This is a genomic window from Cedecea sp. VD22 (genome assembly GCF_037150195.1).
Taxonomy (GTDB): domain Bacteria; phylum Pseudomonadota; class Gammaproteobacteria; order Enterobacterales; family Enterobacteriaceae; genus Cedecea.
On record NZ_JBBCPX010000009.1, the window covers coordinates 95,076 to 121,116 of the forward strand.

The 26,041-nt window shown below is 57.4% G+C and carries 24 protein-coding genes; 13 read left to right on the forward strand and 11 right to left on the reverse strand.

What is annotated here, in order from left to right; genetic code table 11:
• The first annotated feature begins 3 nt into the window (after positions 1–3).
• From WFK85_RS16175 to WFK85_RS16185, 3 genes are read left to right on the forward strand one after another with little or no spacing between them, the layout of a single operon-like run.
• Positions 4–864 (forward strand): ABC transporter substrate-binding protein, encoded by an 861-nt coding sequence (locus WFK85_RS16175; RefSeq protein ID WP_336708920.1) that lies wholly within the window; start codon positions 4–6, stop codon positions 862–864.
• Positions 857–2,854, forward strand: a complete 1,998-nt coding sequence (fhuB, locus tag WFK85_RS16180; RefSeq protein WP_336708921.1) for a Fe(3+)-hydroxamate ABC transporter permease FhuB — start codon at positions 857–859, stop codon at positions 2,852–2,854. Before WFK85_RS16175 ends, fhuB begins: the two co-directional genes overlap by 8 nt.
• A 33-nt stretch (positions 2,855–2,887) precedes the next feature.
• On the forward strand, positions 2,888–4,507 hold the full coding sequence (locus tag WFK85_RS16185; RefSeq protein ID WP_336708922.1) for a cyclic peptide export ABC transporter: 1,620 nt from the start codon (positions 2,888–2,890) through the stop codon (positions 4,505–4,507).
• Between the two features lie 9 nt (positions 4,508–4,516).
• Here WFK85_RS16185 and WFK85_RS16190 read toward each other — a convergent pair whose 3' ends face one another.
• From WFK85_RS16190 to WFK85_RS16215, 6 genes are all read right to left on the reverse strand, one after another.
• Entirely contained in the window at positions 4,517–5,482 is a 966-nt protein-coding gene (locus tag WFK85_RS16190; protein ID WP_336708923.1) for an ABC transporter ATP-binding protein, read from the reverse strand.
• On the reverse strand, positions 5,479–6,459 hold the full coding sequence (locus WFK85_RS16195) for an ABC transporter ATP-binding protein (protein WP_336708924.1): 981 nt from the start codon (positions 6,457–6,459) through the stop codon (positions 5,479–5,481). The genes WFK85_RS16190 and WFK85_RS16195 overlap by 4 nt, the downstream gene beginning before the upstream one ends.
• Positions 6,456–7,403: an oligopeptide ABC transporter permease gene (gene opp4C / locus WFK85_RS16200; protein ID WP_336708941.1), complete on the reverse strand. Its 948-nt coding sequence runs from the start codon at positions 7,401–7,403 to the stop codon at positions 6,456–6,458. Before opp4C ends, WFK85_RS16195 begins: the two co-directional genes overlap by 4 nt.
• On the reverse strand, positions 7,403–8,362 hold the full coding sequence (locus tag WFK85_RS16205) for an ABC transporter permease (protein WP_336708925.1): 960 nt from the start codon (positions 8,360–8,362) through the stop codon (positions 7,403–7,405). The genes opp4C and WFK85_RS16205 overlap by 1 nt, the downstream gene beginning before the upstream one ends.
• A gap of 53 nt (positions 8,363–8,415) precedes the next feature.
• The gene (locus WFK85_RS16210; protein WP_442892310.1) at positions 8,416–10,125 is read right to left on the reverse strand and encodes an ABC transporter substrate-binding protein; all 1,710 of its coding nucleotides are present in this window, start codon (positions 10,123–10,125) and stop codon (positions 8,416–8,418) included.
• Positions 10,126–10,250: 125 nt separating this feature from the next.
• Positions 10,251–10,646, reverse strand: a complete 396-nt coding sequence (locus WFK85_RS16215) for a VOC family protein (protein WP_008454438.1) — start codon at positions 10,644–10,646, stop codon at positions 10,251–10,253.
• Positions 10,647–10,787: 141 nt separating this feature from the next.
• Between WFK85_RS16215 and pheP the strand changes: the two genes are divergently transcribed.
• From pheP to WFK85_RS16250, 7 genes are all read left to right on the forward strand, one after another.
• A complete protein-coding gene (pheP, locus tag WFK85_RS16220) occupies positions 10,788–12,182 on the forward strand; it encodes a phenylalanine transporter (RefSeq protein ID WP_166876228.1) in 1,395 nt (464 codons plus the stop codon).
• 231 nt (positions 12,183–12,413) lie between these two features.
• Positions 12,414–13,139 (forward strand): hypothetical protein, encoded by a 726-nt coding sequence (locus tag WFK85_RS16225; protein ID WP_205246504.1) that lies wholly within the window; start codon positions 12,414–12,416, stop codon positions 13,137–13,139.
• Positions 13,132–13,554, forward strand: coding sequence for a hypothetical protein (locus WFK85_RS16230; RefSeq protein WP_166994360.1), 423 nt, complete (start codon positions 13,132–13,134; stop codon positions 13,552–13,554). Before WFK85_RS16225 ends, WFK85_RS16230 begins: the two co-directional genes overlap by 8 nt.
• A 176-nt stretch (positions 13,555–13,730) precedes the next feature.
• The gene (locus tag WFK85_RS16235; RefSeq protein ID WP_336708926.1) at positions 13,731–14,156 is read left to right on the forward strand and encodes a hypothetical protein; all 426 of its coding nucleotides are present in this window, start codon (positions 13,731–13,733) and stop codon (positions 14,154–14,156) included.
• Positions 14,157–14,329: 173 nt separating this feature from the next.
• Positions 14,330–14,755: a hypothetical protein gene (locus WFK85_RS16240; protein WP_336708927.1), complete on the forward strand. Its 426-nt coding sequence runs from the start codon at positions 14,330–14,332 to the stop codon at positions 14,753–14,755.
• 111 nt (positions 14,756–14,866) lie between these two features.
• Positions 14,867–15,769, forward strand: a complete 903-nt coding sequence (locus tag WFK85_RS16245) for an EamA family transporter (protein WP_166994365.1) — start codon at positions 14,867–14,869, stop codon at positions 15,767–15,769.
• 133 nt (positions 15,770–15,902) lie between these two features.
• On the forward strand, positions 15,903–16,925 hold the full coding sequence (locus WFK85_RS16250) for a diguanylate cyclase domain-containing protein (RefSeq protein ID WP_166994582.1): 1,023 nt from the start codon (positions 15,903–15,905) through the stop codon (positions 16,923–16,925).
• 16 nt (positions 16,926–16,941) lie between these two features.
• Here WFK85_RS16250 and ampH read toward each other — a convergent pair whose 3' ends face one another.
• Positions 16,942–18,099, reverse strand: coding sequence for a D-alanyl-D-alanine-carboxypeptidase/endopeptidase AmpH (ampH, locus tag WFK85_RS16255; RefSeq protein ID WP_166994367.1), 1,158 nt, complete (start codon positions 18,097–18,099; stop codon positions 16,942–16,944).
• Positions 18,100–18,511: 412 nt separating this feature from the next.
• Between ampH and lpxP the strand changes: the two genes are divergently transcribed.
• The gene (gene lpxP, locus WFK85_RS16260; protein ID WP_166994369.1) at positions 18,512–19,438 is read left to right on the forward strand and encodes a kdo(2)-lipid IV(A) palmitoleoyltransferase; all 927 of its coding nucleotides are present in this window, start codon (positions 18,512–18,514) and stop codon (positions 19,436–19,438) included.
• 247 nt (positions 19,439–19,685) lie between these two features.
• The gene (gene sbmA / locus WFK85_RS16265) at positions 19,686–20,903 is read left to right on the forward strand and encodes a peptide antibiotic transporter SbmA (RefSeq protein ID WP_008454456.1); all 1,218 of its coding nucleotides are present in this window, start codon (positions 19,686–19,688) and stop codon (positions 20,901–20,903) included.
• Between the two features lie 219 nt (positions 20,904–21,122).
• On the opposite strand, the gene WFK85_RS16270 is transcribed toward sbmA, so the two are convergent.
• From WFK85_RS16270 to WFK85_RS16280, 3 genes are read right to left on the reverse strand one after another with little or no spacing between them, the layout of a single operon-like run.
• On the reverse strand, positions 21,123–22,658 hold the full coding sequence (locus tag WFK85_RS16270; RefSeq protein WP_008454459.1) for a DHA2 family efflux MFS transporter permease subunit: 1,536 nt from the start codon (positions 22,656–22,658) through the stop codon (positions 21,123–21,125).
• A gap of 10 nt (positions 22,659–22,668) precedes the next feature.
• Positions 22,669–23,847 (reverse strand): HlyD family efflux transporter periplasmic adaptor subunit, encoded by a 1,179-nt coding sequence (locus WFK85_RS16275; RefSeq protein ID WP_008454462.1) that lies wholly within the window; start codon positions 23,845–23,847, stop codon positions 22,669–22,671.
• A gap of 25 nt (positions 23,848–23,872) precedes the next feature.
• Positions 23,873–24,328 carry a transcriptional regulator, SarA/Rot family gene (locus WFK85_RS16280; RefSeq protein ID WP_336708928.1) on the reverse strand — a complete coding sequence of 152 codons (456 nt, stop codon included), beginning with the start codon at positions 24,326–24,328 and terminating at the stop codon, positions 23,873–23,875.
• Between the two features lie 136 nt (positions 24,329–24,464).
• On the opposite strand from WFK85_RS16280, the gene WFK85_RS16285 reads away from it, so the two are divergent.
• The gene (locus tag WFK85_RS16285; protein WP_166994371.1) at positions 24,465–25,577 is read left to right on the forward strand and encodes a DUF1615 family protein; all 1,113 of its coding nucleotides are present in this window, start codon (positions 24,465–24,467) and stop codon (positions 25,575–25,577) included.
• A 39-nt stretch (positions 25,578–25,616) separates the two neighbouring features.
• On the opposite strand, the gene WFK85_RS16290 is transcribed toward WFK85_RS16285, so the two are convergent.
• Entirely contained in the window at positions 25,617–25,955 is a 339-nt protein-coding gene (locus WFK85_RS16290) for a DUF2755 family protein (RefSeq protein WP_039296508.1), read from the reverse strand.
• Positions 25,956–26,041: the final 86 nt, after the last annotated feature.

Below are 26,041 nucleotides of genomic sequence, written 5' to 3' on the forward strand. Positions count from 1 at the left end.
CGAATGCTCTCCCGCAGACGTTTACTGACCTTTGCGCTGGCCGCCCCGTTTATCGGGGCGGCTGGTGCCGTTTCCGGGCCTCCGCAGCGCCTGGCGGTGCTGGACTGGGGGCTGACTGAGCTGATTCTGGCGCTTGGCGTGACGCCGCAGTCGGTATCGGCCCCCGACTGGTATCGCAAGCTGATAGGCACGCCGGAACTGCCCGCCAGCGTGGTGGATATCGGCCTGCTGTTTCAGCCAAACCTCGAAACCCTGTATGCGTTGAAGCCCGGTCTGATCGTTATCACGCCGGGTCACGCGCTTCTTAAGCCTCAGCTGGATCGTATTGCGCCCACGCTGACGCTGCCAACCGGCAGTCTCGCCGAATGGCAAATTTCCCTCGATAAGCTGGCTGTTGTACTCCAGCGCCAGGCGCAGGCTCGTGCGGTCACGGCGGCTTTTGAGCAGGCTGCGATTCGTGCCAGAGAATCCGCTTCTGCTTATCAACGTCCGCTGTTTATCGCCACGCCGGTAGACGCGCTGCATATGCGGCTTTACGGCACGGGCAGCCTCGCCGGAGATGTGCTGTCGCGCTGCGGTTTCAGCAATGCCTGGCGCGGCGGCGTTAACGCGCAGGGCGAGGCTATGGTCGAGCTGATGCGCATTGGGGCAGATAATGCCGGGCTGATTCTTTTGCCGGAGGACGGGCAATGGCCGCAGATCCAACGCTGGCAGCGTTCACTGCTCTGGCAGCGCCTGCCGCTCACCTCTCAGACTCAGCTGGCGTTCCCGGCGCAAAAATTCAATTCCGGTGGTGCGCTTGTGACGGCCACGCGCATTGCTGAAGCATTGGGGCAAATCGTGGCGGGGTGGCAGCATGGCTGAGACGGGAAAAACGACGGCTTCCTGGCTGCTGATCGCCGGGCTTTGGCTGGCAAGCATCGTCATGGCGCTGCAAAACGTCGCGCAGTACGACGGGCTTCTTCACGGCCTGAACGTGCTGTTTAGCTCGAAAATGGCCGACGCGCAGGCGGTGATCCTGCACTCCATGTGGTTCCCACGCCAGGTGATGGCTTTACTCGGCGGCGCCGTACTGGCCCTTTGCGGCTGGCTGATGCAGCGGGCGCTGCGCAATCCGCTGGCGGAACCGATTACGCTCGGCATGACTTCCGGCGCAACGCTGGCTTTGGGTGTGGCGTCGATGTGGTTCCCGGCGACGCTGCTCTCTGCACGAACCGGCATAGTGATTACCGGGGAAGTTGTCGCTTTGCTGCTGGTGTTGCTGCTTTCCTGGCGGCAGCGTCTGTCGCCGCTGGTGATGATTCAGGCGGGGATGTTGGTCAACCTGTGGTGCGGCTCGCTGACGATGATCATGGCGGTGATCAACGACCGTTTTCTGCTGTCGGTGCTGATGTGGGGCGGCGGTTCGCTGGCGCAGCAGGACTGGAGCGTCGTGACGGCGATTCTGCCCTGGCTCGGGCTGTGCGGCCTGGCTTTGCTGTTGTTGCTGCGCCCGCTGGCGCTGCTCAGGCTGCCGGAGGCGATGGTGAGCAGCCTGGGGGCTTCTCCGCTGCTGATCCGTTCGGTAGCGATGGCGCTGGCGCTGGTGATGAGCGCCTTAATCATTAACAGCGTCGGGGTGATTGGTTTTATCGGCCTGGCCGCCCCGCACCTGGCGCGTTTAGGTGGGGCGCGTACCACCCGGCAAATGCTCAGCCACTCGCTGCTTATTGGGGCCGGTTTGCTGTGGTTCACCGACCTGTGCGTCAGCCGTATCACGCTGCTGGACGGGCAACTGCTGCCGGTGGGGATGTTAACTGCCCTGACCGGCGGCCCGCTGCTGATCCTGCTGGCGGGCAAGGCCCGGCACCAGGTACTGGATACCACGCCTTCAGCTTACGAAGGCGAAGCGGGCGGCGTGCGCTTCCCGGCGGGCATGGCTTCTGCGCTGCTGCTGGTGGCTGTTGTGCTGTCGCTGTTTGTCGGCCAGGGGCTGCACGGCTGGCACTGGACGACCCTTGCGGAGCAACCCGCTTTGCTGCCGATGCGCCTGCCGCGCCTGCTGGCGGCATTGAGCGCCGGGGCTTTGCTGGCGGCGGCGGGCGTGTTGATGCAGCGCGTCAGCGGTAACCCGCTGGCAAGCCCGGAGATCCTCGGCATTGGCGGCGGGGCGGCGATGGGCGTGACGGCATTTCTGCTGCTGTTCCCCACGGGCGGAACGGGGCTGATGATTCTCAGCAGCGCCGCCGGGGCGCTGATCAGCCTGCTGGTAACGCTGTGGAGCAGCCGCCAGAGCGCCTTTAACCCGCAGCGGGTGCTGCTGAACGGTCTGGCGCTGAACGCGCTGTTCCAGGCCATCGCCAGCATTGTGATGCTGAATAACCGCCAGGCCAGTTCGATGCTGCTGCAACTGATGACCGGCAGCACCTACTACGTCAATAACGGCATCGCCATCGGCGTGTTCTTCGCCATGTTGCTGCTGTTGGCGGTTTCTCCGCTGTGCAAACGCTGGCTACTGCTGCTGCCGCTCGGGCAGGTGAGCGGTTCGCTGGGCGTGAATGTCGCCAGGGCGAGGATTAGCGTGCTGGCGCTGGCCGCATTGATGACCGGGCTGGCCACGCTGATCGTCGGGCCGGTGTCGTTTGTCGGGCTGCTGGGGCCGCATCTGGCGAGAAAAGCCGGTGCGAAACGCCCGATGGCGCAGCTGTTCACCGCCGCGCTGCTGTCCGCGCTGATTATGGTGCTGGCGGACTGGATGGGCCGCAATTTTCTCTATCCGCGTCAGCTGCCCGTGGGGCTGGTGGCGTCGCTGGTCGGCGTACCGCTGCTGGTATGGCCGCTGATCCGTAGCCGGGCGCATACACATCAACAATAGCGCCGGCAGAGTAATGTCGAAAAGGAAGTAACAATGTCTCTGTTAATGATGCTGTTCCGCCTGGTGGGCGGCTGGCTGGTGCTGGCGGCGTTTGCCAGCGTGGTCAGCGGGTTAAGCAACGCCTCGCTGCTGGCGGTGATCAACCATAGCCTGACGCTGCCGCCCGGCGGGCTGGCCGACGTGGCGCTGCAGTTTGTGTTGCTGGCCGCGTTAATGCTGGGCACCCGCGTGCTGGCCGAAACGCTGTTTATGTGGCTCGGGCAAAAAGTGAAGGCCACGCTGCGCAAAGACGTGGTGGATCACGTCAGCGAAACCGCCTGGGCGCAGCTGGAGAAAACCGGCATGGCAAAAGCGGTGTCCATTCTGACTCAGGATCTCGACACCCTGGTGGTCTTTTTCGTCAGCCTGCCGGGGCTGCTTATCTATGGGGCGGCGATTATCGGCTGCCTGATTTACCTCGGCACGCTGTCGTGGCAGGTCCTGCTGCTGGCGCTGCTGGTGCTTGGCCTGGGGGCGATGGGCTACCGCGCCGCCCACGGTAAAGCGTTGGGGCTGTTGCGTAGCTCGCGGCAGCGGGAAGATACGCTGATTGCCCAGTGTAAAAAACTGTTCGATGGCGGGCGCGAGTTTCGCCTGAACCCGTCGCGCAGGCGGCATTTTGTCGACGGACCACTGAGCGAGAATATCGAGGCGGTGCGCATCGAACGCACTCGTGGGTATGTGTTTTACGGCCTGGCGAAGAGCTGGGGTAGCGTGCTGTTCTTCGCGTTTATCGGCGTGGTGCTTTACTGGCTGCGGGAGTCGCTGGCGCTGAGTTCGGCGGTGATGACCGGCTACACGATGATTTTTCTGTACATGATTGTGCCGGTGGAAGGCGTTTTGTCGGCGCTGCCGACGGTGACCAGCGCCCGCATCGCGCTCCAGCGAATCGCCCAGCTTAAAACCGATCTGCCGCAGGAAAAGCTGCTGCCGCTGAAAAGCCCGCCGCGTTTTGACGGCCTTGAGCTGGCCGATATTCGCTACGAATATCAGGGCGAAGAGGGGGAACGTTTTACTCTCGGGCCGCTTAATCTTCGTTTCACTCAGGGCGAGCTGGTCTTTCTGGTGGGCGGCAACGGCAGCGGGAAAACCACGCTGGCCAATCTGCTGGTGGGCCTTTACCCGCCGGACAGCGGCGACCTCCGACTAAACGGCAGGCTGATAACGCCCGAGCAGCGTGAGATCTACCGCCAGCATTTTGCCGTGGTATTCAATGATTTCTTCCTGTTCGATGACGTGGATAACGTCCACGAGCGCACGGCGGACCAGGTGAATAAGCTGCTGCACCTGCTGAAGCTCGACCACAAAGTGGCCTTCCGGGGCGGGCGTTTCTCGACCACCGCGCTTTCTCAGGGGCAGCGTAAACGTCTCGCGCTGCTGCAGGCATGGCTGGAGAATCGGCCTTTTTATCTGTTTGACGAATGGGCGGCAGATCAGGATCCCGGTTTTAAAGAGGTGTTCTACAAAGTGCTGCTGCCGATGCTGAAAGCGGAAGGCAAAACGGTGCTCGCCATTACCCACGACGACCGCTATTTCCCGCTGGCGGACAGGCTGATCAAGCTGGAGTCAGGGCAGGTGGTGGCAGACAGCGTACTCAGGCCGCTGTCTGCCTGAATCACAGAGTTACACCAAATGACACGCGACGCGATGAGCATCGCCCACTTCCCGCAGCGCCGGGACCTCCTGGCGGCAGCGGTCGGTGACCAGCGGGCAGCGCGAGGAGAAGCGGCAGCCGGAAGGCGGGCGAGAAGGATCGGGGATTTCGCCCTGAATGGCGGCCACCGGCTCGCTGTCCGGGTCCAGCGTCGGAACCGCGGCTAACAGCGCCTGCGTATACGGGTGCAGTGGTCGGCTGAACAGCGTGTCGCGGCTGGCAGTTTCCACCAGTTGGCCGAGATACATCACCGCGACGTCGTCGCAGAGGTGCTCCACCACGCCGAGATCGTGCGAGATAAACAGAAACGTCACGCCGCGTTCGTCGCGCAGATCGGAAAACAGGTTGATGATCTGCGCCTGAATGGAGACGTCGAGCGCCGAGATCGGTTCGTCCGCAATAATAAAATCGGGGTTAAGGATCAGCGCGCGGGCAATACCGATGCGCTGGCGCTGGCCGCCGGAAAATTCATGCGGGAAACGGGTGTAATGCTGCGGTGCCAGCCCGCAAATCTTCATCACTTCCAGCACCTTGTCCCGCAGTTCGGCGCGGGTGCACAGCTTGTGCTCCAGCATCGCTTCCCCGATGGCATCGCCCACGCGGATGCGCGGGTTTAAAGAGCTGTAAGGATCCTGAAATACCAGCTGGATTTTGGGGCGCAGCGCCCGCGATTCTTTGGCGCTCAACTCACTCAATTCTTTGCCGCGATACTTCACGCTACCGGCGGTTTTGTCATACAGGCCAAGCAGGGTGCGGCCAACGGTGGTTTTTCCGCTGCCGGACTCGCCCACGAGGCCGAAAATCGTGCCCTGGCGAATGTTGAAGCTGACGCCGTCGACCGCGCGCAGCTCGCCAGTTTGTTGGCCAAAAAGCCCGTCGCGCAGCGGGAAGTGTTTTTTGAGCCCTTCGACTTCAATAACGTACTGAGTGTTCACGATGCGGACTCCGCTAACTCACTGTAAAAACAGGCGGCCTGGCGCTGCTGGCCGAGCAGCGACGGAATGCCCTGGCGGCAGCGATCGGTGGCGCGTTCACAGCGATCGGTAAAGGCGCAGTAGGGCGGCAGGGCGGCTAAATCGGGCACCTGGCCGGGGATCGAATAGAGCCTGCGGCGGCGTTCGCCGGGAACAGGCCGGGAAGAAATCAGCCCTTTGGTATAAGGGTGCAGCGGATTGCGGAGCACCTCCGCCGTTGGCCCCTGCTCAACGATGCGCCCGGCATACATCACCACGACGTGTTCGGCCATCTGGGCGATAACGCCGAGATCGTGGGTGATCAGCATCAGCGCCATACGGTGCTGGCGAGCCTGATCCCGCAATAGACGTAGGATCTGCGCCTGAACGGTGACGTCCAGCGCCGTCGTCGGCTCATCGGCGATCAGCAGCTTTGGCCTGCAGCTCAGCGCCATGGCGATCATCACGCGCTGTAACATCCCGCCGGAAAGCTGGTGTGGGTAGCTGGCCATCAGGCTTTCCGCTCGCGCCAGCCCGACGTCGGTCAGCATTTGTGTCGCCAGCTGCCAGGCGGCCTTGGGCGTTTCGCCCCGGTGGCGGATCAGCGGCTCGCAAAGCTGGTCGCCGATAGTCAGCACCGGGTTCAGGGCGGTCATCGGCTCCTGGAAAATCATCGCCAGTTCGTTGCCGCGCAAATCTGCCATCTGCGCGGGCTTCAGGCCCAGCAGATTTTTACCCTGAAACAGGATTTCGCCGCCGTCGATACGTGCCGCCTGCGGAGGCAGCAGCCCCATCAGCGACATGGCGGTCACGCTTTTGCCGCAGCCTGACTCGCCGACGACGCCGACGGTTTGCCCGGCGCGAACGGTAAACGACACGTCCTGCACGGCACGCACGCGCCCATGCTCTCCGGCGAAGGAGAGGGAAAGGTTATTGAACTCAATCAGCGCTTCGTTCATTTCGCGCCTCGCTTCATTTTCGGATCCAGCGCATCGCGCAGGCCGTCGCCCAGCACGTTAATGGCGATCACGGTGATAAAAATGGCGATACCCGGCGGCATCCACAGCCACGGGCGGCGCTGGAAGTCGATCAGGCTGTTGGCGCTGTCCATCATGTTGCCCCACGAAGGCGTGGGCGGCACGACGCCGAGGCCGAGGTAGCTCAGCGCGGACTCCATCAGAATGGCGTTGGCCACCGCCATCGTCGCCATCACCACCAGAATTGGAATGGTGTTCGGCAGCAAGTGCCCGAACAGGCGGCGGCGGGCGGAAAGGCCTAATACGCGGGTCGCCAGCATAAAGTCGCGCTCACGCAGGGAGAGAATTTGCCCGCGCACCAGGCGCGCCAGCTTCGGCCACTCCAGCAGGCTCAGCATGATAACCACCATGTAAATGCGCGAGTCCGGCGAGAAGTCGAGCTCCGACAGCATCGCGCCCGCGACGATCAGCAGCGGCAGGCTGGGAATGGTCATCACAAGGTCTGCCAGGCGCATAATCAGTTTGTCGGTCCAGCCGCCGAGATAGCCGGAAACCGCGCCGAGCAGGTAGCCGAGGGTAACCGAGAGCAGCATGGTCAGCAGGCCGATAATTAATGAAATGCGCCCGGCCAGCAGCAGGCGGGTGTAGACATCGCGCCCGAGGAAGTCGGTGCCCAGCCAGTGGATTTCGCCCGGCGGCTTGTTGATCATCAGGGCGTCGGTGGCGTCGTCCTTCCACGGCGACCAGAGCGGCCCCAGGGCGCACCAGATTGCCATCACTATCAGCAGAATCAGGCAGAACATCGCCAGGCGGTTGCGCCTCAGCGCCTGCCAGGCCTGATGCCACGGGGAAGGCGTCACCTGTGCCAGCGCCGGAATTTCGGCTTTGCGCAGGCGGCGGTTGGTAGAAAACAGAGAGCTGAGCATCACGACCTCACCCGAATGCGCGGGTCGGCCCACGCGTAAAGCACGTCGGCAATCAGGTTGCCGAGGATGGTTAGTACCGCCAGAAACAGCGTGAAGCCCATCAGAACCGGGTAGTCACGGGCGGCGAGGGAATCAATATGAATGTGGCCGGCGCCCGGCCAGTTAAAGACCTTTTCGGTAATGATTGCCCCGGAGAACAGCCCCGGCAGCTCAAAGCCCAGCAGGGTGATGATCGGCAGCAGCGCATTGCGCAGGGCGTGTTTAAGAATAACGGTACGCTCGCGCAGCCCTTTGGCGCGGGCGGTGCGGATAAAGTCCATTTTCACCACGTCGAGCATACTGGCGCGGAAGTAGCGCGTCAGGCTGCCCGCCTGCAGCATCACCAGCGCGAGTACGGGCAGCACAAGGTGGGCGGCAACCTGCACGACGTAGGCCCAGCCGGTGGCGTCGCTGCCGGTGTTGGTCATGCCGCCGACGGGCAGCCAGTGCAGGTCTACCGCGAACCACTTGATCAGCAGCAGGCAGAGGAAAAAGGTCGGGAAAGACATGGCGGCGAACACCAGCACGCTGACCAGATGATCAAACAGCGAATTGGGTCTCATGGCCGAAACAATCCCCACCGCCAGACCAATCCCCCAGTAAAACACCAGCGCAATGGCGGCCAGCAGGAAAGAGTTCCAGATGTACTGGTTCAGCAATTGGCTAACGGGGATTTGATATTGCAGAGAGAAGCCCAGGTCTCCCGTCAGCAGTTGCCCAAGCCAGTGAAGGTAGCGGGTGAACAGCGGCTGGTCGAGGCCGTAAATTGCTTTGAGCTCGGCAGCGCGGGCGGCGGTCAGCGTAATATTGCCGTCGATAAAATCCCCGGGCGTTTTTGCAAACAGCATAAAGATAATAAACGAGGCGAGCAGCAGCATCGGCAGGGTTTGCAGCAGGCGGCGCAGAATAAAATTTTTCATCACGTTCTCACTGCCGCCGCCCCGGTGAAAGGGTGGCGGCAAGGGTTACTGCGTTACTTAACGATTTTCACATCCGGCAGGCTGCCGGTCAGGCCGTTGTAGATGTCTGGCTTAAAGCCGGTGACGCGGGCGCTGCTGGCGGACAGGATTTTGCGGTTGCCGAGCAGAATCGCCGGGGGATCTGCCGCCAGTACTTTATACAGCTCGTGGTAGATTGCCTTGCGCTTTTCTTCGTCGAGGGTGGCGTTGCCTTCGTTAATCAGCTTGTCCACCTGCGGATTGTTATAGCCGGATTCTTTGGCTTCGGTGCTGTAGTAATCCCACACGCCGTCGTGCGGATCGTTCAGCGTGCTGGTGCTAAAGGAGGCCAGATCGTAGTTGCCCGCTTTACGCTGCGCCATCAGGGCATTGAAGTCGACAACCTGCGGCTTCAGCAGCACGCCGATCTGCTGCCAGTTCTCTTTGGCGATAGGGATCAGCGCGTCGTTCAGCACTTTTTTGCTGACCAGCAGCGTCAGCTCCAGGCGCTTGCCGTCCTTCACGCGGATGCCGTCCGGGCCAGGCTTCCAGCCTGCTTCATCCAGTAGTTTTTTCGCCTGCGCCTGATCGAATTTATACGGGTTCACGCCCTCCGGGTTATAAGCCCAGGAAATCGGCGAGATCGGCTCGTTGGCGACCGTGCCGTAGCCCTGGTAGACCACGTCGATCAGTTTTTGGCGATCCAGACCGTAGATCAGCGCCTGGCGAACTTTTACGTCCTGCAGCGCCGGGCGGCGAACGTTGAATTCGACCTTGCTGTAGTCGCTGGAGCCGTAAAGGTTGATATTGGCGAAGCCCAGTAGTTTTAGCTGCTCAATATCATCCGGGCGGGAAGTAAAGGCGTCGTAATCCGTCTCGCCGGTCTGGAACAGCTGGAAGTTGGTGGACGGGTTAGTCACGCGGTAAATAAAGCGCGGCGTTGGCGGGGTGCCGCGATAGAAATGGGTGTTGGCGTGGAAGCGAATTTCCTGCCCTGGGATGTATTTCTCATACACATACGGGCCGTTGCCCAGCGGTTTGCCGTGCAGGGTACGCAGGTAATCCAGGTTGCCGCGCTGGTAGCCTTTGCCGTAGTACGCCTTCGATAGCACGGGGCCGCCGATTTTGCCTGGCGTGGTTGCACCCGGCTGGGTGGTGGTGACCTGCAGCGTGAGCGGGTCAATCACCTTCAGGCCGCTGACGCTGTCGGCTTTCCCGGCTTTGTATTCGGCACCGCCCGCGATGTTGGCGAGCGTGATGTCGGTATCGCCATCATATTTCGGGTCATACAGCACGGTGAGCGTGAACGCGACGTCTTCGGCGGTCAGCGGGGAACCGTCGCTAAAGGTCAGGCCAGGGCGCAGTTTGATGGTATAGACTTTGCCATCCGGGCTGACCGTCCAGCTTTCGGCGAGGCCAGGGACCAGATTGCCATGGCTGTCCCAGTCGATCAGGCGTGAGAAAATGACGTTGGTGACGTTTTCATCCCAGCCGTTAACGAAGAAGTAAGGGTTGAAGATCCCCTGAGGTTCGGAAATCCCGGCGACCACGGTGTCTTTGCGCAGCTTGGCCGTGGCCGGGATTTGACTGGCGTCGGTGGCGGGCGTGATGCCCTCTTTTAAGAGGTCATCGGCCGCCGCCGCGCCGGAGAAAGCCACCACGCTGCTAATCAGGGCTGCCTGTAAGGCCAGGCGAAAGCGCGTGGGTTTTGTTTGTAATGCGTCAAGTAACCTGGCCAATAGCATTCCCTCAAGATTTTTTGCTGTAAAATTTACAAATCATGACGAAAGATAAAAGCCCGGATCTTGCCTGTCTAACAACGAAACGCTATGCCTTATAGCGATTTGTTCCTTTGCCCCCACAAAGCGTATTAGTTGTGCTGGAGCAAGTCCCAGCGGTTGCCGTAGAGATCCTCAAAGACCGCAACCGTGCCGTATTCTTCCTCTCGTGGAACTTCGCAGAAATGCACGCCGTTGGCCGTCATCATGGCGTGATCGCGCCAAAAATCATCGGTGTGAAGGAAAAGGAAAACCCTGCCGCCGCACTGATCGCCAATAGAAGCCTGCTGGCGTTCGTTGGTGGCTTTGGCTAACAGCAGGTGGCAATCACTTTCCGGGTTTGGCGTGACCACAACCCAGCGTTTTCCCTCTTGAGGCGTGTCCTCCACAAGCGTGAAGCCCAGTTTTTGGGTGTAGTATTCAATCGCCTTGTCGTAATCATCCACGACGATAGCCACGCAGCCCAGCGCCCGTTTTTGCGTTTTCAATGCCTGCTCCTTTCCTCCGGTGATAAACGGGCGTGAGCATAACATTCACCAAGGATTATTTCCGAAGTGTAACCATTCCTTGCCACTCTTAGCTTCAGGTGTTAAAAGGTGCCCCTTTGACAAATCACAAAGGAGCAGGGCGTGAAAAACACGTCAGTCGCCTCTGAGCCACAGGGCCAGGGTGCGGGGCCGGAGGATGGCCATCAATTACAGCGCGGCTTGCAGAATCGCCATATTCAGCTGATTGCGCTGGGCGGCGCGATCGGCACCGGACTCTTTCTCGGCATTGGCCCGGCGATCCAAATGGCGGGGCCTGCGGTCCTGCTGGGCTACGGCGTGGCGGGGATCATTGCATTTCTGATCATGCGCCAGCTCGGTGAGATGGTGGTTGAAGAGCCGGTTTCTGGTTCATTTTCGCATTTTGCCTATAAATATTGGGGGCCGTTTGCTGGCTTCCTGTCCGGCTGGAACTACTGGGTGATGTTCGTGCTGGTCGGCATGGCAGAGCTGACCGCCGGCGGCATTTATATGCAGTACTGGTTCCCGGACGTGCCGACCTGGACCTGGGTGGCGCTGTTCTTCGTGGTGATTAACGCCGCGAACCTCGTGAACGTGCGCCTTTATGGCGAGATGGAGTTCTGGTTTGCGCTGATTAAGGTGCTGGCGATTGTTGGCATGATTGGCTTCGGCATCTGGCTGCTGGCTTCCGGCCACGGCGGCGAGCGCGCGGGCGTGAGCAACCTCTGGCAGCACGGCGGCTTCCTCGCCACGGGCTGGCACGGGCTGATTTTGTCCCTCGCGGTGATTATGTTCTCGTTCGGCGGGCTGGAGCTTATCGGTATTACGGCGGCCGAGGCGCGTTCGCCACAAACCACCATCCCGAAAGCGGTGAACCAGGTGGTGTATCGCATTCTGCTGTTTTATATCGGCTCGCTGGTGGTGCTGCTTTCGCTCTACCCGTGGCTGGAGATCAAGTCCAACAGCAGCCCGTTTGTGATGATTTTCCACGAGCTGAACAGCAATGTGGTCGCCTCGGCGCTCAACTTCGTGATTCTGGTGGCTTCGCTGTCGGTTTATAACAGCGGCGTGTATTCCAACAGCCGCATGCTGTTCGGCCTCTCCGTGCAGCGCAATGCGCCAAAATTCCTGGCGAAAGTCAGCCGCGGTGGCGTGCCGGTGAATTCACTGCTGCTGTCTGGCGCGATCACTTCGCTGGTTGTCGTCCTCAACTATGTGCTGCCGCATGACGCCTTTGGCCTGCTGATGGCGCTGGTGGTGGCAACGCTGCTGCTGAACTGGATCATGATTTCGCTGGCGCACATCAAGTTCCGTCGCGCGATGCGCCGTCAGGGGCATGAAACCCGCTTCAAGGCGCTGCTTTACCCGTTCGGCAACTACCTGTGCATCGCCTTTATGATGATGGTGCTGGGGCTGATGTGTACCATCGATGGGATGCGCGTGTCTGCCATGCTGCTGCCGGCCTGGATAGTGTTCCTCTTTATTGCCTTTAAGCTGCTGCGCCGTAAAACCCACTAAAGTCCCCCCCAATAACGCCAGCTGCTTTTAATCAGGTTGGCGTTATTTATAATTAAATATTAATTAAGTTTTTATTTTATATTCTCTAGTGGCAATTTATCTCCTGGTTTGAGAGATTATATATAATCGAGAGGGGTTTGTTTTATGAGTTATTATATTTAATGATGTGATGTCTGGGTAATATAATTATGATGAATGAAACAGGTGACTGCATAAATTAAATCTCATCTATTGAACAAGGAGTGTAAAGCGAAGAGCAAGCGGAGTGATATAATTGGTGGAGAGGTTGCTGTTGATATCTCCCATGGTCTTATTTATACAGAAGTACTGGGATGGGTCGATTTGGGCCACGCTCAGGGGACCGATATACGAAATTTGTTGCGGGACATTGACTCGGGGGAAAGGCAGGAAAAGGAGTATTACGATGTAGCTTATTCACAGGCTATGACCAGCCCGGGCCGACTGATTAAAATGGGCAAATTTATTAAATGGCGGATTAAACGTGGCCGCACCCCACTTGAGCGCAGAAGTATTGCGCTGGCAATGATGATGTCGTTGGCGCGCAAGTTCGAAGGGCTGCAGGCGTCATTCCCCGTTAGCCTGGTGACGGACAGCGGATTTAGCGGCGAGGATCTGGTGTCAAATTTGCTGGGGTTCTATCGGGTTGTTTCTATCCCAAAGCCATTTGGCATGTTACGTGTAGTCAGCCGAGAAAAAGCGCTTAAACGCTGGGATCATTACGGCAAAATTGGCGGCTGGAAAAACGAATCGTTCCGGCCTCTGTTGTTTCCCGACCCCGATATCTTCCCCAACGCCAGACCTTACAAGGGCAACTTGCCTAACTTTATGCAAACCGTCAGGCCGTGGAGCGACTTCCGCTCAGGTATTGTCAGGGTCGTCAGCGCCGATGGCTCATATATCGATAATGGAAGAAACGGGGTACTACCTTATGCGTAACTCTTTAAAAATTTTTACCGCGGTCGTTGTGGTGATTGCCGCCGGGCTGGTGTGGGCGTGGCCTTATATAACAATGGAGTTCGCGGGTAGCGCCCATTACACCGAGCAGGACAAACGGGAATATAAATTTTATACCCCCGATATTCTGCGAGAAATGCCGCGGATTTCCCCCCGGTACGACTTTGACTATGTGAACGTTACCGGGCCTGGGGCATTTATTCATGCGATCCGATTCTATGATGTTGCTGACTCCAGCAGAATAGATACCTATCTGGATGTAAAAGGGTATGTAAAACAAAATGATTGCTTTATAGAAGCTGCTTGCTGGCAGGGGAGCGATCCCGAGGAGACGATCACAGTAAGCCATTTGGCAGAAAAAAATATTATCCAGATCGCCGTCATTTATGACTACTGATTGCCGCTACTTTTGCTGTACCGGAAGTTGCCGATAGCAACGTCCGTCTCCTTCCCGGATTTAGGATAACTTTATGCAAACCGTCAGGCCGTGGAGCGATTTCCGCTCAGGTATTGTCAGGATTGCCAGCGCCGATGGCTCATATATCGATAAAGCAAAGGGAGGGACGTTACCTTATGCGTAACGCTTTAAAAGTGCTTATCGCGGTCGCTGCGGTGATTACCGCCGGGCTGGTCTGGGCTTGGCCATATATAGAGATGAGCTTTGAGGGTAGCGCCCATTACACCGAACAGGACAAGCGGGAATATAAATTTTACACCCCCGATATCCTGCGAGAAATGCCGCGGATTTCCCCCCGCTACGACTTTAATTATGTGAACATTACCGGGCCTGCCGCATTTATCCACGCAATCAGTTTCTATGATATTGATGACTCCGGTCGGGTTGATGCCTATCTGGAAGGAAAGGGATATATAAAACAAAAGGAGTGCCATATTAAAGCGATATGTTGGCAGGGGAACGACCCAGAGGAGACGATTACAGTAAGCCATTTGGCAGAAAAAAACATTATTCAGGTCACCGTTATTTATAATTTCCGATAGCCGCTGCTTTTGCTGTGCCGGACGTTGCCGATAGCAACGTCCGGCACCTTTCCGTATTTAGGATAACTTTATGCAAACCGTCAGGCCGTGGAGCGATTTCCGCTCAGGCATTGTCAGGATTGCCAGCGCCGATGGCTCATATATCGATAATGGAAGAAACGGGGTACTACCTTATGCGTAACTCTTTAAAAATTTTTACCGCGGTCGTTGTGGTTATTGCCGCCGGGCTGGTGTGGGCGTGGCCTTATATAACAATGGAGTTCGCGGGTAGCGCCCATTACACCGAGCAGGACAAGCGGGAATATGAATATTATACCCCCGATATCCTGCGAGAAATGCCGCGTATTTCCCCCCGGTACGACTTTGACTATGCGAATATTACTGGTCCTGCTGCACTTATTCATGCGATCCGATTCTATGATGTTGCTGACTCCAGCAGAATTGATACCTATCTGAATGCGAAAGGGTATATAAAACAAAATGATTGTTTTTTCGAAGCTGTTTGCTGGCAGGGGAACGACCCAGAGGAGACGATTACAGTAAGCCATTTGGCAGAAAAAAACATTATTCAGGTCACCGTTATTTATAATTTCCGATAGCCGCTGCTTTTGCTGTGCCGGACGTTGCCGGTAGCAACGTTCGGCAACTAATCCTCCCTGATTTACGCTATCATGCTGCTCTAAAGAAACGGGTGTTAAAAGGGCAGGGGAATGAGCGTTAGTCGGAAAGGGATGCTGTATGTGTTGTTTGCGGCGGTGCTGTGGGGAAGCTCCGGGGTTTGTGCGCAGTACATCATGGAGCAAAGCCATATTTCCTCGGCGTCACTGACCATGCTCCGACTGCTGTTCTCCGGCCTGATTCTGCTGATGCTGTCGTTTATGCACGGGGACAAAATCTTCGCCGTGTTTAAGCAGCGAAACGACCTGATTTCCCTGCTGATTTTTACCCTCTGCGGCGCGTTGACGGTGCAGCTGACCTTCCTTTTGACCATCGAACAGTCCAACGCCGCGACAGCGACGGTGCTGCAATTCCTTTCGCCGACCATTATCGTGGCCTGGTTTGCCTTTGTGCGGAAAAAGCGTTCCGGCAAACTGGTTTATGCCGCGATTGGCACCTCGTTAATCGGGACGTTTGTGCTGGTGACTCACGGCAACCCAGCGTCGATTACCATTTCCGGCAGCGCGTTGTTCTGGGGTATCGCCTCCGCGTTTGCCGCAGCGTTTTACACGACCTATCCCTCGAAGCTGATTGCTCGCTACGGCACACTGCCCGTTGTGGGCTGGAGTATGCTGCTGGGCGGCGCGGCGCTGCTGCCGTTTTACGCCAGCCAGATCGGCAGTTTCACCGCCACCGGCGGCACGCTGCTGGCCTTCTTCTACCTGGTGATAGTCGGCACGGCGATCACTTTCAGCCTCTACCTGACAGGGGCGCAAATGATTGGCGGGCCAAAGGCCAGCATTCTTAGCTGCGCGGAGCCGCTGAGCAGCGCATTGCTCTCGGTGCTGCTGCTGGGCATTAGCTTTACGCTGCCGGACTGGATGGGGTCGCTGCTGATTATCTCTTCGGTGGTGCTTATCTCTCTGGATTCCCGGGGCAAGCTGCATTCACACTAAGTCGCTACATTTTGCAAGGTTTAATTACCGGCAGAAATATCATATTTTGAGGGGTAGAAGTTGCCGTTGTGATACGGTAAAAAGTGCGCTTCCCGGCGCAAGTCTGCACCTCCGATAAAGGTATTTCAGTGTGATGATTGATAATCTGATTGAGCGAATCTCTTCCGCTTTAGACGCCGAATACACCCTGGAAGGTTTGGTCAGACAGCTGCTGGAAATGCTGGAGCTGGTGACTAACATGGAATCCACCTACCTGACCCGCATTGATGCGGAGGGTAGCCAGCAGCAAATTGTTTTCTCCCGCAATACAAAGGCGATGAATATTCCCGAAGGGCTTTCCGTGCCCTGGGAAGACACGCTATGTAAACGCGCTTTAGACGAAGGCCGCCGCTATACCTGCGATGTCGCAAGCGTATGGGGTGACTCTGAAGCGGCAAAGGCGCTAGGGATTGTGACCTACGTCAGCACGCCCGTGACCCTTGCCGATGGTTCGCTCTACGGCACGCTCTGCGCCGCCAGTTCTGAACAGCGCGAGCTGACCGATCATAGCGAACAGGTCTTGCAGCTGTTTTCTCAGCTGATTGCACAGCAGATTCAGAATGAGCAGCTATTGAAAAAGCTTCAGCAGGCCAACGTCGCGCTGACGACCGCCAGCTACACCGATGAATTAACCGGGTTGCCTAACCGCCGCGCGGTCTTCGATCAGCTGCCTCGTTTGTTCTCGCGCGCCAAAGATGACGCCCGCTACGTGCTGGTGGCCTTTGCCGATCTGGATGGATTTAAACAGATAAACGATTTGCACGGGCATGAAACCGGGGACGATTTCCTTTGCGCCATCGGCCAGCGGCTGAAAGAGGGCGTGAGGGGGGACGAAATATTAGGTCGCCTGGGCGGCGATGAGTTTATCGTTGCCGGTGCGGGGCCTACGGAATACAGCGAAGCTCTGCGAGCGACCATGGCTTTTCGTGCCAGACTGGCAGAGCTGCTGAGCGGCGAGTACCAGCTAAAATCCTGCGTGATTGATTATGCGGGGCCCAGCATCGGGGCTATCGCCGTGAATCCGGCTACTATCACGCCGGACGATGCGATACGCGAGGCGGACACGCTTATGTATGTGGATAAGAAGCGCCGTAAAAATGGCGCGGCGGTAAGCTAAACGCCGCGCGCGATCCTCAGGATGCCGGTGTTACTACAGCCTTATTACCGCTAAGTTCAGTCACCAGATCGTTCACGCCGTCGCTCATGTTAACGAAGCGAGTCAGCGGCGAGCGTGTGACCACCACAAAAACGCCCACGTTATTCTGCGGCACCATCGCCATATAGGTAATGAAGCCGCCGCCGCCGCCGGTTTTTTGAATAATGCCCGGGCGGCCCTCTTTCGGTGACATCCAGACCCAGCCCATGCCCAGCGCGTCGGCTTTTCCCGGCACATCCATGCCAATGACCTTATGCAGCTGGCTGCGCTGATAAATCAGGGTTTGCATTCTGTCTGCCTGGCTGCCGCGATGATGGAAGTCGGAAGAGAGGAATTGCTGCATCCAGCGCATCATATCGCCGGGGGTAGAATAGACGCCGCCGCTGCCCACCGCCGCCAGCGTGTTATCGCAAGGGCTGGCGCCTTTCTCGGCAATCATCAGGCGCTTGCACTGGTCTGGTGACGGGGTAAAGGTGGTGTCTTTCATCCCCAGCGGGCGAGCGATTTGCTCATCGAACAGGTCGGCATATGGCCTGCCGGTTGCGCGGGACAGGGCATCAGCCAGCAGGTCAAACGCCAGGTTTGAATAGGCGGCCACGGTGCCCGGGGCGGCTTTCAGCGTGGCCTGCGAGAGCCAGTTCCAGCGCTGATCCCGCGTCGGCCAGGTGAACACCGTGCGGTGCGCTGCGCCGCCGGGCTGTTCGCGCGGCAGGGAACTGGTATGAGTGGCCAGGTTAATCAGCGTAATCGGCTGGCCGTTAAAGGTCGGCACCCGGGCGCCGGGAGGCGCATATTTGCTGAGCGGATCGTTGAGCTGAACCTTCCCCTGATCGAGCATTTTTACCAGCATTTCGCTGGTCATCAGCTTTGTCAGTGAGGCGATGCGGATCACCGAATCCAGCTGCGGGCGAACGTTATTGCCTGGCCGGGTATCGCCGAAGCTGCGAAATACCCGCTGGTTACCGTCAATCACCACGATAGCCATGCCGGTGGCTCCGCTGCCGTAATAAATATGGTTGGCATAGCGATCGACAACATCGGCGGCAAATTCAGGTGCCGGAGACGGTTGCGCAAAACTGAGCGCTGGCAGCAGCGCAGCGGCCAGCAAAAGAAGACGAGGAAGACGAGTTTTCAACGCAAAAATCCAGTTTAAAAAATAAGGCGGTATAGCAGGTATTTATACTACTCCGCGCCCTTATGCAAAGCGTCAATTCAGCCTTTACGGCCTGAAAAGCGTAACCGTGCGTTACATCACCAGATGACGCACAAAAGTTTGTCAGTTGCGGTTTAATAAAGCATTTTTTGCCTGTTTTTACACTCAGGCTGGCGCTGTTGCCCGGCGACCATAAAGAAAGATCTTAAATAAGATTAAAGACCGATGATTTCGCTACGCTGCTTTAGCAAAAAGTGCGTATTATCCTGCTCGTTATTAACGGTCTGAGTGCAACTATTTCTGAACCCCGGAATCTTAGTAACGGCTTAAGGCGTACCGCGATTGATTCAATTCTTTATGCGATACATTATCCCCTCGCATTAAAGAAGTGAATATGTCTACTAAACCGCTGTTTTATAAGTGCCTCCTGCATCCTCGCTATTGGCTGACCTGGTTTGGGCTGGGTGTGCTTTGGCTGTGGGTTCAGCTTCCGTACCCGGCATTGATGAAAATGGGCGACCTGATTGGCCGTTTCTCGATGCATTTTCTCAAGCGCCGGGTCACCATTGCCCGCCAGAATCTTCACCTTTGCTTCCCGCACTACAGCGAAGCGCAGGTTGAGGCCACCGTGCTGCAAAACTTTGCCTCCCTCGGCATGGGACTGATTGAAACCGGTATGGCCTGGTTCTGGCCGGATGAGAGAGTGCAAAAATGGTTTGATGTTCGTGGCCTGGAGCACATCAATGCCGCCTGCGACAAAGGCAAAGGCGTGATGGTGATCGGCGTGCATTTTATGTCGCTGGAACTGGGCGGGCGCGTCATGGGGTTGTGTCGCCCGATGATGGCGATGTACCGGCCGCACAACAACAAAGTCATGGAATATGTGCAAACCCGTGGGCGCTCGCGCTCCAACAAAGCGATGCTCGACAGGCGTAACCTGAAGGGAATGGTGAAAGCGCTGAAATCCGGCGAGGCGGTGTGGTTCGCCCCGGATCAGGACTATGGTCCGAAAGGCAGTTCTTTTGCGCCTTTCTTCGCGGTTCAACAGGCCGCGACAACCAACGGTACCTTTACTATTGCCCGTCTGGCAAAACCCGCCATTCTGACCACGGTTTTGATCCGCAAGCCCTGTGGGACGGGCTACCAACTGGTCATCGAGCCGGAGTTCTGTGATTATCCCGGCGAAGATGAGCAGGCCGCCGCAGCCTATGTGAACCGTAAAATTGAGCACGAAATTATGCGCGCGCCGGAGCAGTATCTGTGGCTGCATCGCCGTTTTAAAACCCGGCCTTTTGGCCACGCCAGGCTTTACACGATTTAATTTTCAGGCAGGCGTGCCACGTTTTTGAAGTGCGTTGGCAGGCCTGAACCCGGCCTTGTGGTGGCGGAGAAGGGGCACAATGGTCTCCTGTCCCCCGCATAAGAACGGCCGAGGCCATTCTCAAAGGCTGGCGCTAGCTTATGTAAGCCTCTCTCACTCCTTGATACAACATTCTGCAAGCATTATCGTAGAACGTTCGCTATAACCAGCAGATATAACAACAAAAAGTCGTCCCAGGAGTGTTGTCATGTTCAAATCTTTCTTCCCGTCGCCGAAGCTGTTTTTTCTTTCGGCGGCAATATGGGGACTACTCGCAGTCATATTTTGGCAGGCCGGCGGCGGCCTGTGGTTGGAAAACCTTGCGGGTGCCAGCCAGCAAATACCGATCAGTGCGGCACGTTTTTGGACGTTAAAAGCATTTGTTTTTTATGCTTTTTATGCTGTCAGTGTGGGCCTTTTTGCCGGTGTATGGGCACTGGTGAGTCCGCATCCGTGGCAGCGCTGGTCGATTCTCGGCTCTTCGCTTATCGTCTTTGTGACCTGGTTTATGGTCGAACTGGGCGTGGCGATCAACGCCTGGTATGCACCGTTCTTTGACCTTATCCAAACCGCGTTAGCGTCCCCGAATAAAGTCCCGCTGCAGCGATTCTATAGCGAAACCGGCGTGTTTCTTGGTATCGCGCTGATTTATGTCACCGTCGGCGTGCTGAACAGCTTCTTTATCAGCCATTATGTGTTTCGCTGGCGCACGGCGATGAACGACTACTATATGGAGCACTGGCAGAAGCTGCGCCATATCGAAGGGGCTGCCCAGCGTGTGCAGGAAGACACCATGCGCTTTGCCTCAACGCTTGAGGATATGGGCGTGAGCCTGCTGCAGTCGGTGATGACGCTGATTGCTTTCCTGCCGATTCTTGTCGCGCTGTCTCCACACGTGAAAGAATTGCCGATTGTCGGGGCGGTGCCTTATGGCCTGGTGATTGCGGCGATTATCTGGTCGCTAATGGGCACCGGCCTGCTGGCCGCGGTCGGGATAAAGCTGCCGGGGCTGCAGTTTAATAACCAAAAAGTTGAGGCCGCCTACCGTAAAGAGCTGGTTTACGGGGAAGACGACGGCAGCCGTGCTACGCCGCCAACGGTTAAAGCGCTGTTTGGCGACGTGCGGCATAACTATTTCCGTCTCTACTTCCACTACACCTACTTTAATATTGTGCGGATTCTTTATCTGCAGATAGACAACGTGTTTGGTCTTTTCCTGCTGTTCCCTTCTATTGCCGCAGGCGCGATTACCCTGGGGCTGATGCAGCAGATCACCAACGCTTTTGGCCAGGTGCGCGGCTCGTTCCAGTACTTGATCAGTTCCTGGACTACGCTGGTTGAATTGATGTCTATCTACAAACGTCTGCGCAGCTTCGAGCGAACGCTGCAGGATGTGCCGGTGCCGGGCACCGAAGAAGCCGTCTGAGGCGAAAAGAAAAGGGATGGCGTAATGCCATCCCTTTCAGACTGGTGGTAAGCACTGTGGGCAGAAGAAATACCAGGCAGCTTTTTAAAAAATCAGGAAAATCAATTCATTGATTTTCGGCTGATAACCACGAAGAGGGAAAAACCACGCTTTTTCCCTCTTCGTCAGCAACCGTAAAGGGATGGCGTAATGCCATCCCTTTTTACTGGTTCTTTCTGATCAATGCCCTGCGGAAGGGGCACCCGGCGCTCCAGCCCTTATAAACGGCGGACGGGCAAACCAAATCACGACAATCAGCGCCATAAAGCCCCAGCCCAGCAGCCAGAAGTAGTCGATGGTCGACATCATATAGGCCTGCTGCTCAATGGTTTTATCCACCACGGCCAGGTGCTGCTGCGTGGCGCCGCCCATTTTGTGCAGGTAATCCACCGCCGACGGATTGTAGGCTGAGACGCTCTCCGTCAGGTTGGCATGATGATAAACTTCGCGGCGCGACCAAATCCAGGTGGTCAGGGACGAAGCAAACGACCCGCCAAGCACGCGGAAGAAGGTTGCCAGCCCGGAGCCTTCCGCGACCTCAACGCCGTGCAGGTTCGACAGCACAATGGTGGTGATCGGCATGAAGAAGAACGCCACGCCAATCCCCATAAACAGCTGCACTTCGGCGATGGTGCGGAAATCCACGTTGGTATTAAACTGCGCGCGTAGCAGGCACGAAGCGCCCATGGTCAGGAACGACAGCGTGGCCAGCAGGCGCATATCAACCTTATTGGCGTAGCGCCCGACAATCGGCGTCAGCAACAGCGGTAACACACCCATCGGCGCGGCGGCCAGCCCGGCCCAGATGGCGGTGTAGCCCATCTGGGTTTGCAGCCACTGCGGCAGAATAATGTTGATGGCGAAGAACGCCGCGTAGCCCAGCGTCAGCGACAGCGTGCCGATGGCGAAGTTGCGGTCGGCGAACAGCCTCAGGTTGACTATTGGGTGACGCTCGCCAAGCTCCCAAATGACAAACGACACCAGTGAAACCGCGGAGATAACCGACATGGTGATGATCTCCGGCGAGGCGAACCAGTCGAGATCGTTCCCCTTATCCAGCACCACCTGAAGCAGCCCCACGCCCAGCACCAGCAGCGCAATCCCGATGTAGTCGATAGGGGCTATAGTGGTCGTTTCTTCACGCTCGCGCAGCTGCGTCCAGACCACGATGGCGGCAAAGATCCCGATCGGCACGTTGATGTAGAAGATCCACGGCCAGGAATAGTTATCGGTGATCCAGCCGCCGGTGATCGGCCCGACAATCGGCGCGACAACCGTCACCATCGACAGCAGCGCCAGCGCCATACTTCGCTTGCTGGACGGGAAGATAATCAGCAACAGCGTCTGACACATCGGGAACATTGGCCCGGCGAAAAAGCCCTGCAGCGCGCGGAAGATAATCAGCTCGGTCATGCTGTGGGCAAAGCCGCACAGGAACGAGGTGAGGGTGAACAGCGCCACAGAACCCACAAACAGCTTGAGCTGCCCGAACCGGCGGGTAAACCAGCCGGTCAGCGGCAGGGCAATGGCGTTACACACCGCGAACGAGGTGATAACCCAGGTGCCCTGGTCGGCGCTGACGCCGAGGTTACCGGCGATCGTCGGCAGCGCCACGTTAGCGATGGTGGAGTCCAGCACCTGCATAAACGTCGCCAGCGACAGCGCGATCGTCGCCAGCAGCAGGCTGGGGGGCGTAAACGCCGCCTTATCTTGCATAACGTCTCTCTTAGCGGTTGGCTGACGCTACCGGCTGGCTGTTGTCATGAAGGATTTTGGTGACAAGTTGGTCGGCTTCGTCCAGCGCGTTCTGGTAAACGTCGGTGGTGAAGCGCGGCGCGGCGACGGTTTTTTGCGGCAGCAGGTGGCCGTCTGCATTGCGAATATCAACGCGAGCGAACATCGACAGGCCTACCCGCAGCGGGTGTTTCTGCATGTCGTGCGGATCAAGCGTGATGCGCACCGGCAGACGCTGAACGATTTTGATCCAGTTCCCGCTGGCGTTCTGGGCCGGTAACAGCGAGAAGGCGCTGCCGGTGCCGATGCCGAGGCTTTCAATGGTGCCGTGATACTCCACGTCGTCCCCATAGAGATCGGCGGTGAGCGTTACCTTCTGCCCCAGGCGCATGTCCTGCATCTGGCTCTCTTTGAAGTTGGCGTCAACCCAGACCTGGTCCAGCGGCACAATCGCCAGCAGGGTGGTGCCGGAATCAACGCGCATTCCCAGCTGAACGGCGCGTTTAGCGACAAAGCCGCTCACCGGCGCAACGATGGTGCTGCGGGCGTTATCGAGGAAGCGCTGGCGCAGCGTGGCTACGGCGCTTTTAATTTCCGGATGGCTGTCGATAACCGTGTCATCCACCATCGCTAAATTAGTACGCAATGCCTGCTGGGCAGCGGTGAGATCGCTTTGCGCGCTGGTCACGGCATCGCGGTAATGGGACAGGTCTTCAGCGGCGATAGCCCCGGTGGCAAAAATCTTCTGGCGGCGAGCGTAGTCGCTCTGTGCCGTTTGCAGTGCCACCTGCTTCGCGGCGACCTGAGCCCGGTAGTTATCCGCGGTGCTGTAAAGTCCACGTACCTGACGCACGGTATTCGCAAGGTTGGCTTCTGCCTGCTGGAGCGCGATTTCGGTGTCGCTTGGGTCGAGCTGTACCAGCGGCTGCCCTTTTTCGACGTAGTCTCCTTCATCGACGCTGACCTGCGTTACCGTGCCGCCGATTTGCGGCGTCAGCGTGACCTGGTTGCCGTTGACGTAGGCGTCGTCGGTGGTTTCGTAGTAGCGCGCGTAAAGCATGTACCACGCCACGCAGCCGGCGCCTATCAGCAGCAGGATAATGAGAAAAATGGCGAAGTTACGCTTGCGCTTGCTCGGCGCGCGTTCAACCTGCTCGGTAGAGGTTTGCATTTTTATGTGGCCTTAATCAGAAAGCTTAGAGGTGGCGCTCGGTGATCTCATCCGGCAGCATTTTGATCAGCAGTTCATTGAGCTGCTTTGCTTCTTCAGGCGTCAGGCGCTCGGTAAGGGTGCCGATGATCGACGCCAGCGCATCGTTATGGAAAGCTTCGCACAGCTCTTGCCCTTTCTCAGTCAGCGCCAGAATGACCTGGCGTTTATCTTCGGGATTCACGTTTCGCACGATCAGATCTCGCTTCACCATTCGTTCAAGCATGCGGCTCATGGCGCCGGTATCCATCACCAGGTTTTTGCTGACTTCTACCGGGCTGTTAAAGCCCTTAAAGATGCTTATCAAGACTTTAAATTGCGCACCGGTGATGCCCATCGGCGAAAAGTACTGGGTGATGAGCTGGTCTTTGAACTGGTTCGACAGGTGAATCAGCAGGCCAAGGTGCAGTTTGGAATAGGGATTACCCGTAGTATTACTCATGGTATTTGCCTGGTCAGTAGTTGCAAATGAAATTACTGACCAGGCATCTAGTTGTCAATCGGTGATTTCCAGTAGCGCACAAACTGAAAAACAGGCAGGGTGGTGCGGTTGATGATGAAAGGGAAAGGATATTAACATGGTGGGTTATCTCTCTCCGGCCCGGCGGCTTGCCGTGCCGGGGCTGCTGGCGCTGCTTGTGCTGGCCGGCTGTACAACTAAAACCACAACGCCGGGTACCACGACAACGGCGGCAAAACCGGTAGATATCGAAACCCTGGCCCAGCGCAAAATCCCTGACGGGGTGAAGGATCGCGCGGGGCTGGCAAAAGATCTGCTGACGACCCTGAAAAGCCAGAACCTCGAGCAGAGCGAAGAGAATATCTGTTCGGTGCTGGCGGTGGCGCTGCAGGAGTCTAATTTGCAGGCCGATCCGGCGGTGCCGGGGTTGAATAAAATTGCCTGGAAAGAGATCGACCGCCGCGCGGAAAAAATGCACATCCCGCCGCTGCTGGTGCACACCGCGCTGCGCATTAACTCCCCCAACGGCAAAAGCTATAGCGAGCGGCTGGATAACGTCAAAACCGAAGGGCAGCTCAGCGCTATTTTCGATGATTTCCTGACGATGGTGCCGATGGGGCAAAAGCTGTTCGGCAGCTTTAACCCGGTACGCACCGGCGGCACGATGCAGGTCAGCGTGGCGTTTGCCGAGAAACATACCGATGGCTACCCGTGGAAAATAGAGGGGACGGTGAGGCAGGAAGTTTTCACCCGCCGCGGTGGGCTTTGGTTCGGGACTTACCACTTGCTGAATTACCCGGCTAACTATACGAAACCGCTTTATCGCTTCGCCGACTACAACGCGGGCTGGTACGCCAGCCGCAATGCGGCTTTCCAGAGCGCAGTGAGTAAGGCGACGGGCGTGAAGCTGGCGCTGGACGGGGATCTGATCCTTTACACCAGCGATAAACCGAGCAGCACCGAAATGGCGGTACGTAAGCTGTCGAAACAGCTGGATATGAGCGACAGCGAAATCCGCCGGGCGCTACAAAAAGGCGACAGCATTGGGTTTGAAAAAACCAGTCTTTACAAGCAGGTCTTTGCGATAGCGGAGAAAAAAGCGGGGCAGCCGCTGGCCAGAGAAGTGCTGCCGGGGATCGTGCTTGAAAGCCCTAAAATCACCCGTAATTTGACCACGGCCTGGTTTGCAAAACGCGTGGACGACAGGCGGGCAAGCTGTATGCAGAGGTGACGATGGCGGGCGGAAGCGGCAAAGCTTCCGCCTTTTTGATCAGTAATACCAGGCGGAGTGACGGCGGTTTCTCAGGCGTATCGTCAGGGCGACAATGCCGATAGCGACAGCGCCAAGCAGGAAGGGAATCAGCCCGAACACGGTGCTGACTGCCAGGCCCATCTCAATGCGCGGGCGGCTGGCATCGTTGCCTTGCGCCAGGTATTCCAGCAGGCCGGGCGCCTGCACAATAAGATTCAGCATTTGGGTGGCCACCCAGAAGCAAAAGAGAACGAACAGCGCATAGGCGATATTGCCCGGCACCGATCTTTCTGATTTTGCTGTCATTATGACCCGAGTAGCCGGAATAACGGCTTTCGACAATGAAATATCAGGCATCACGACCTCCCGTAAAAACGCAATCTGAACCGAATGTGTGGCATCTCATGGCGTGAATTTTGGCAGGTGATAAGCGTTGTCAATAT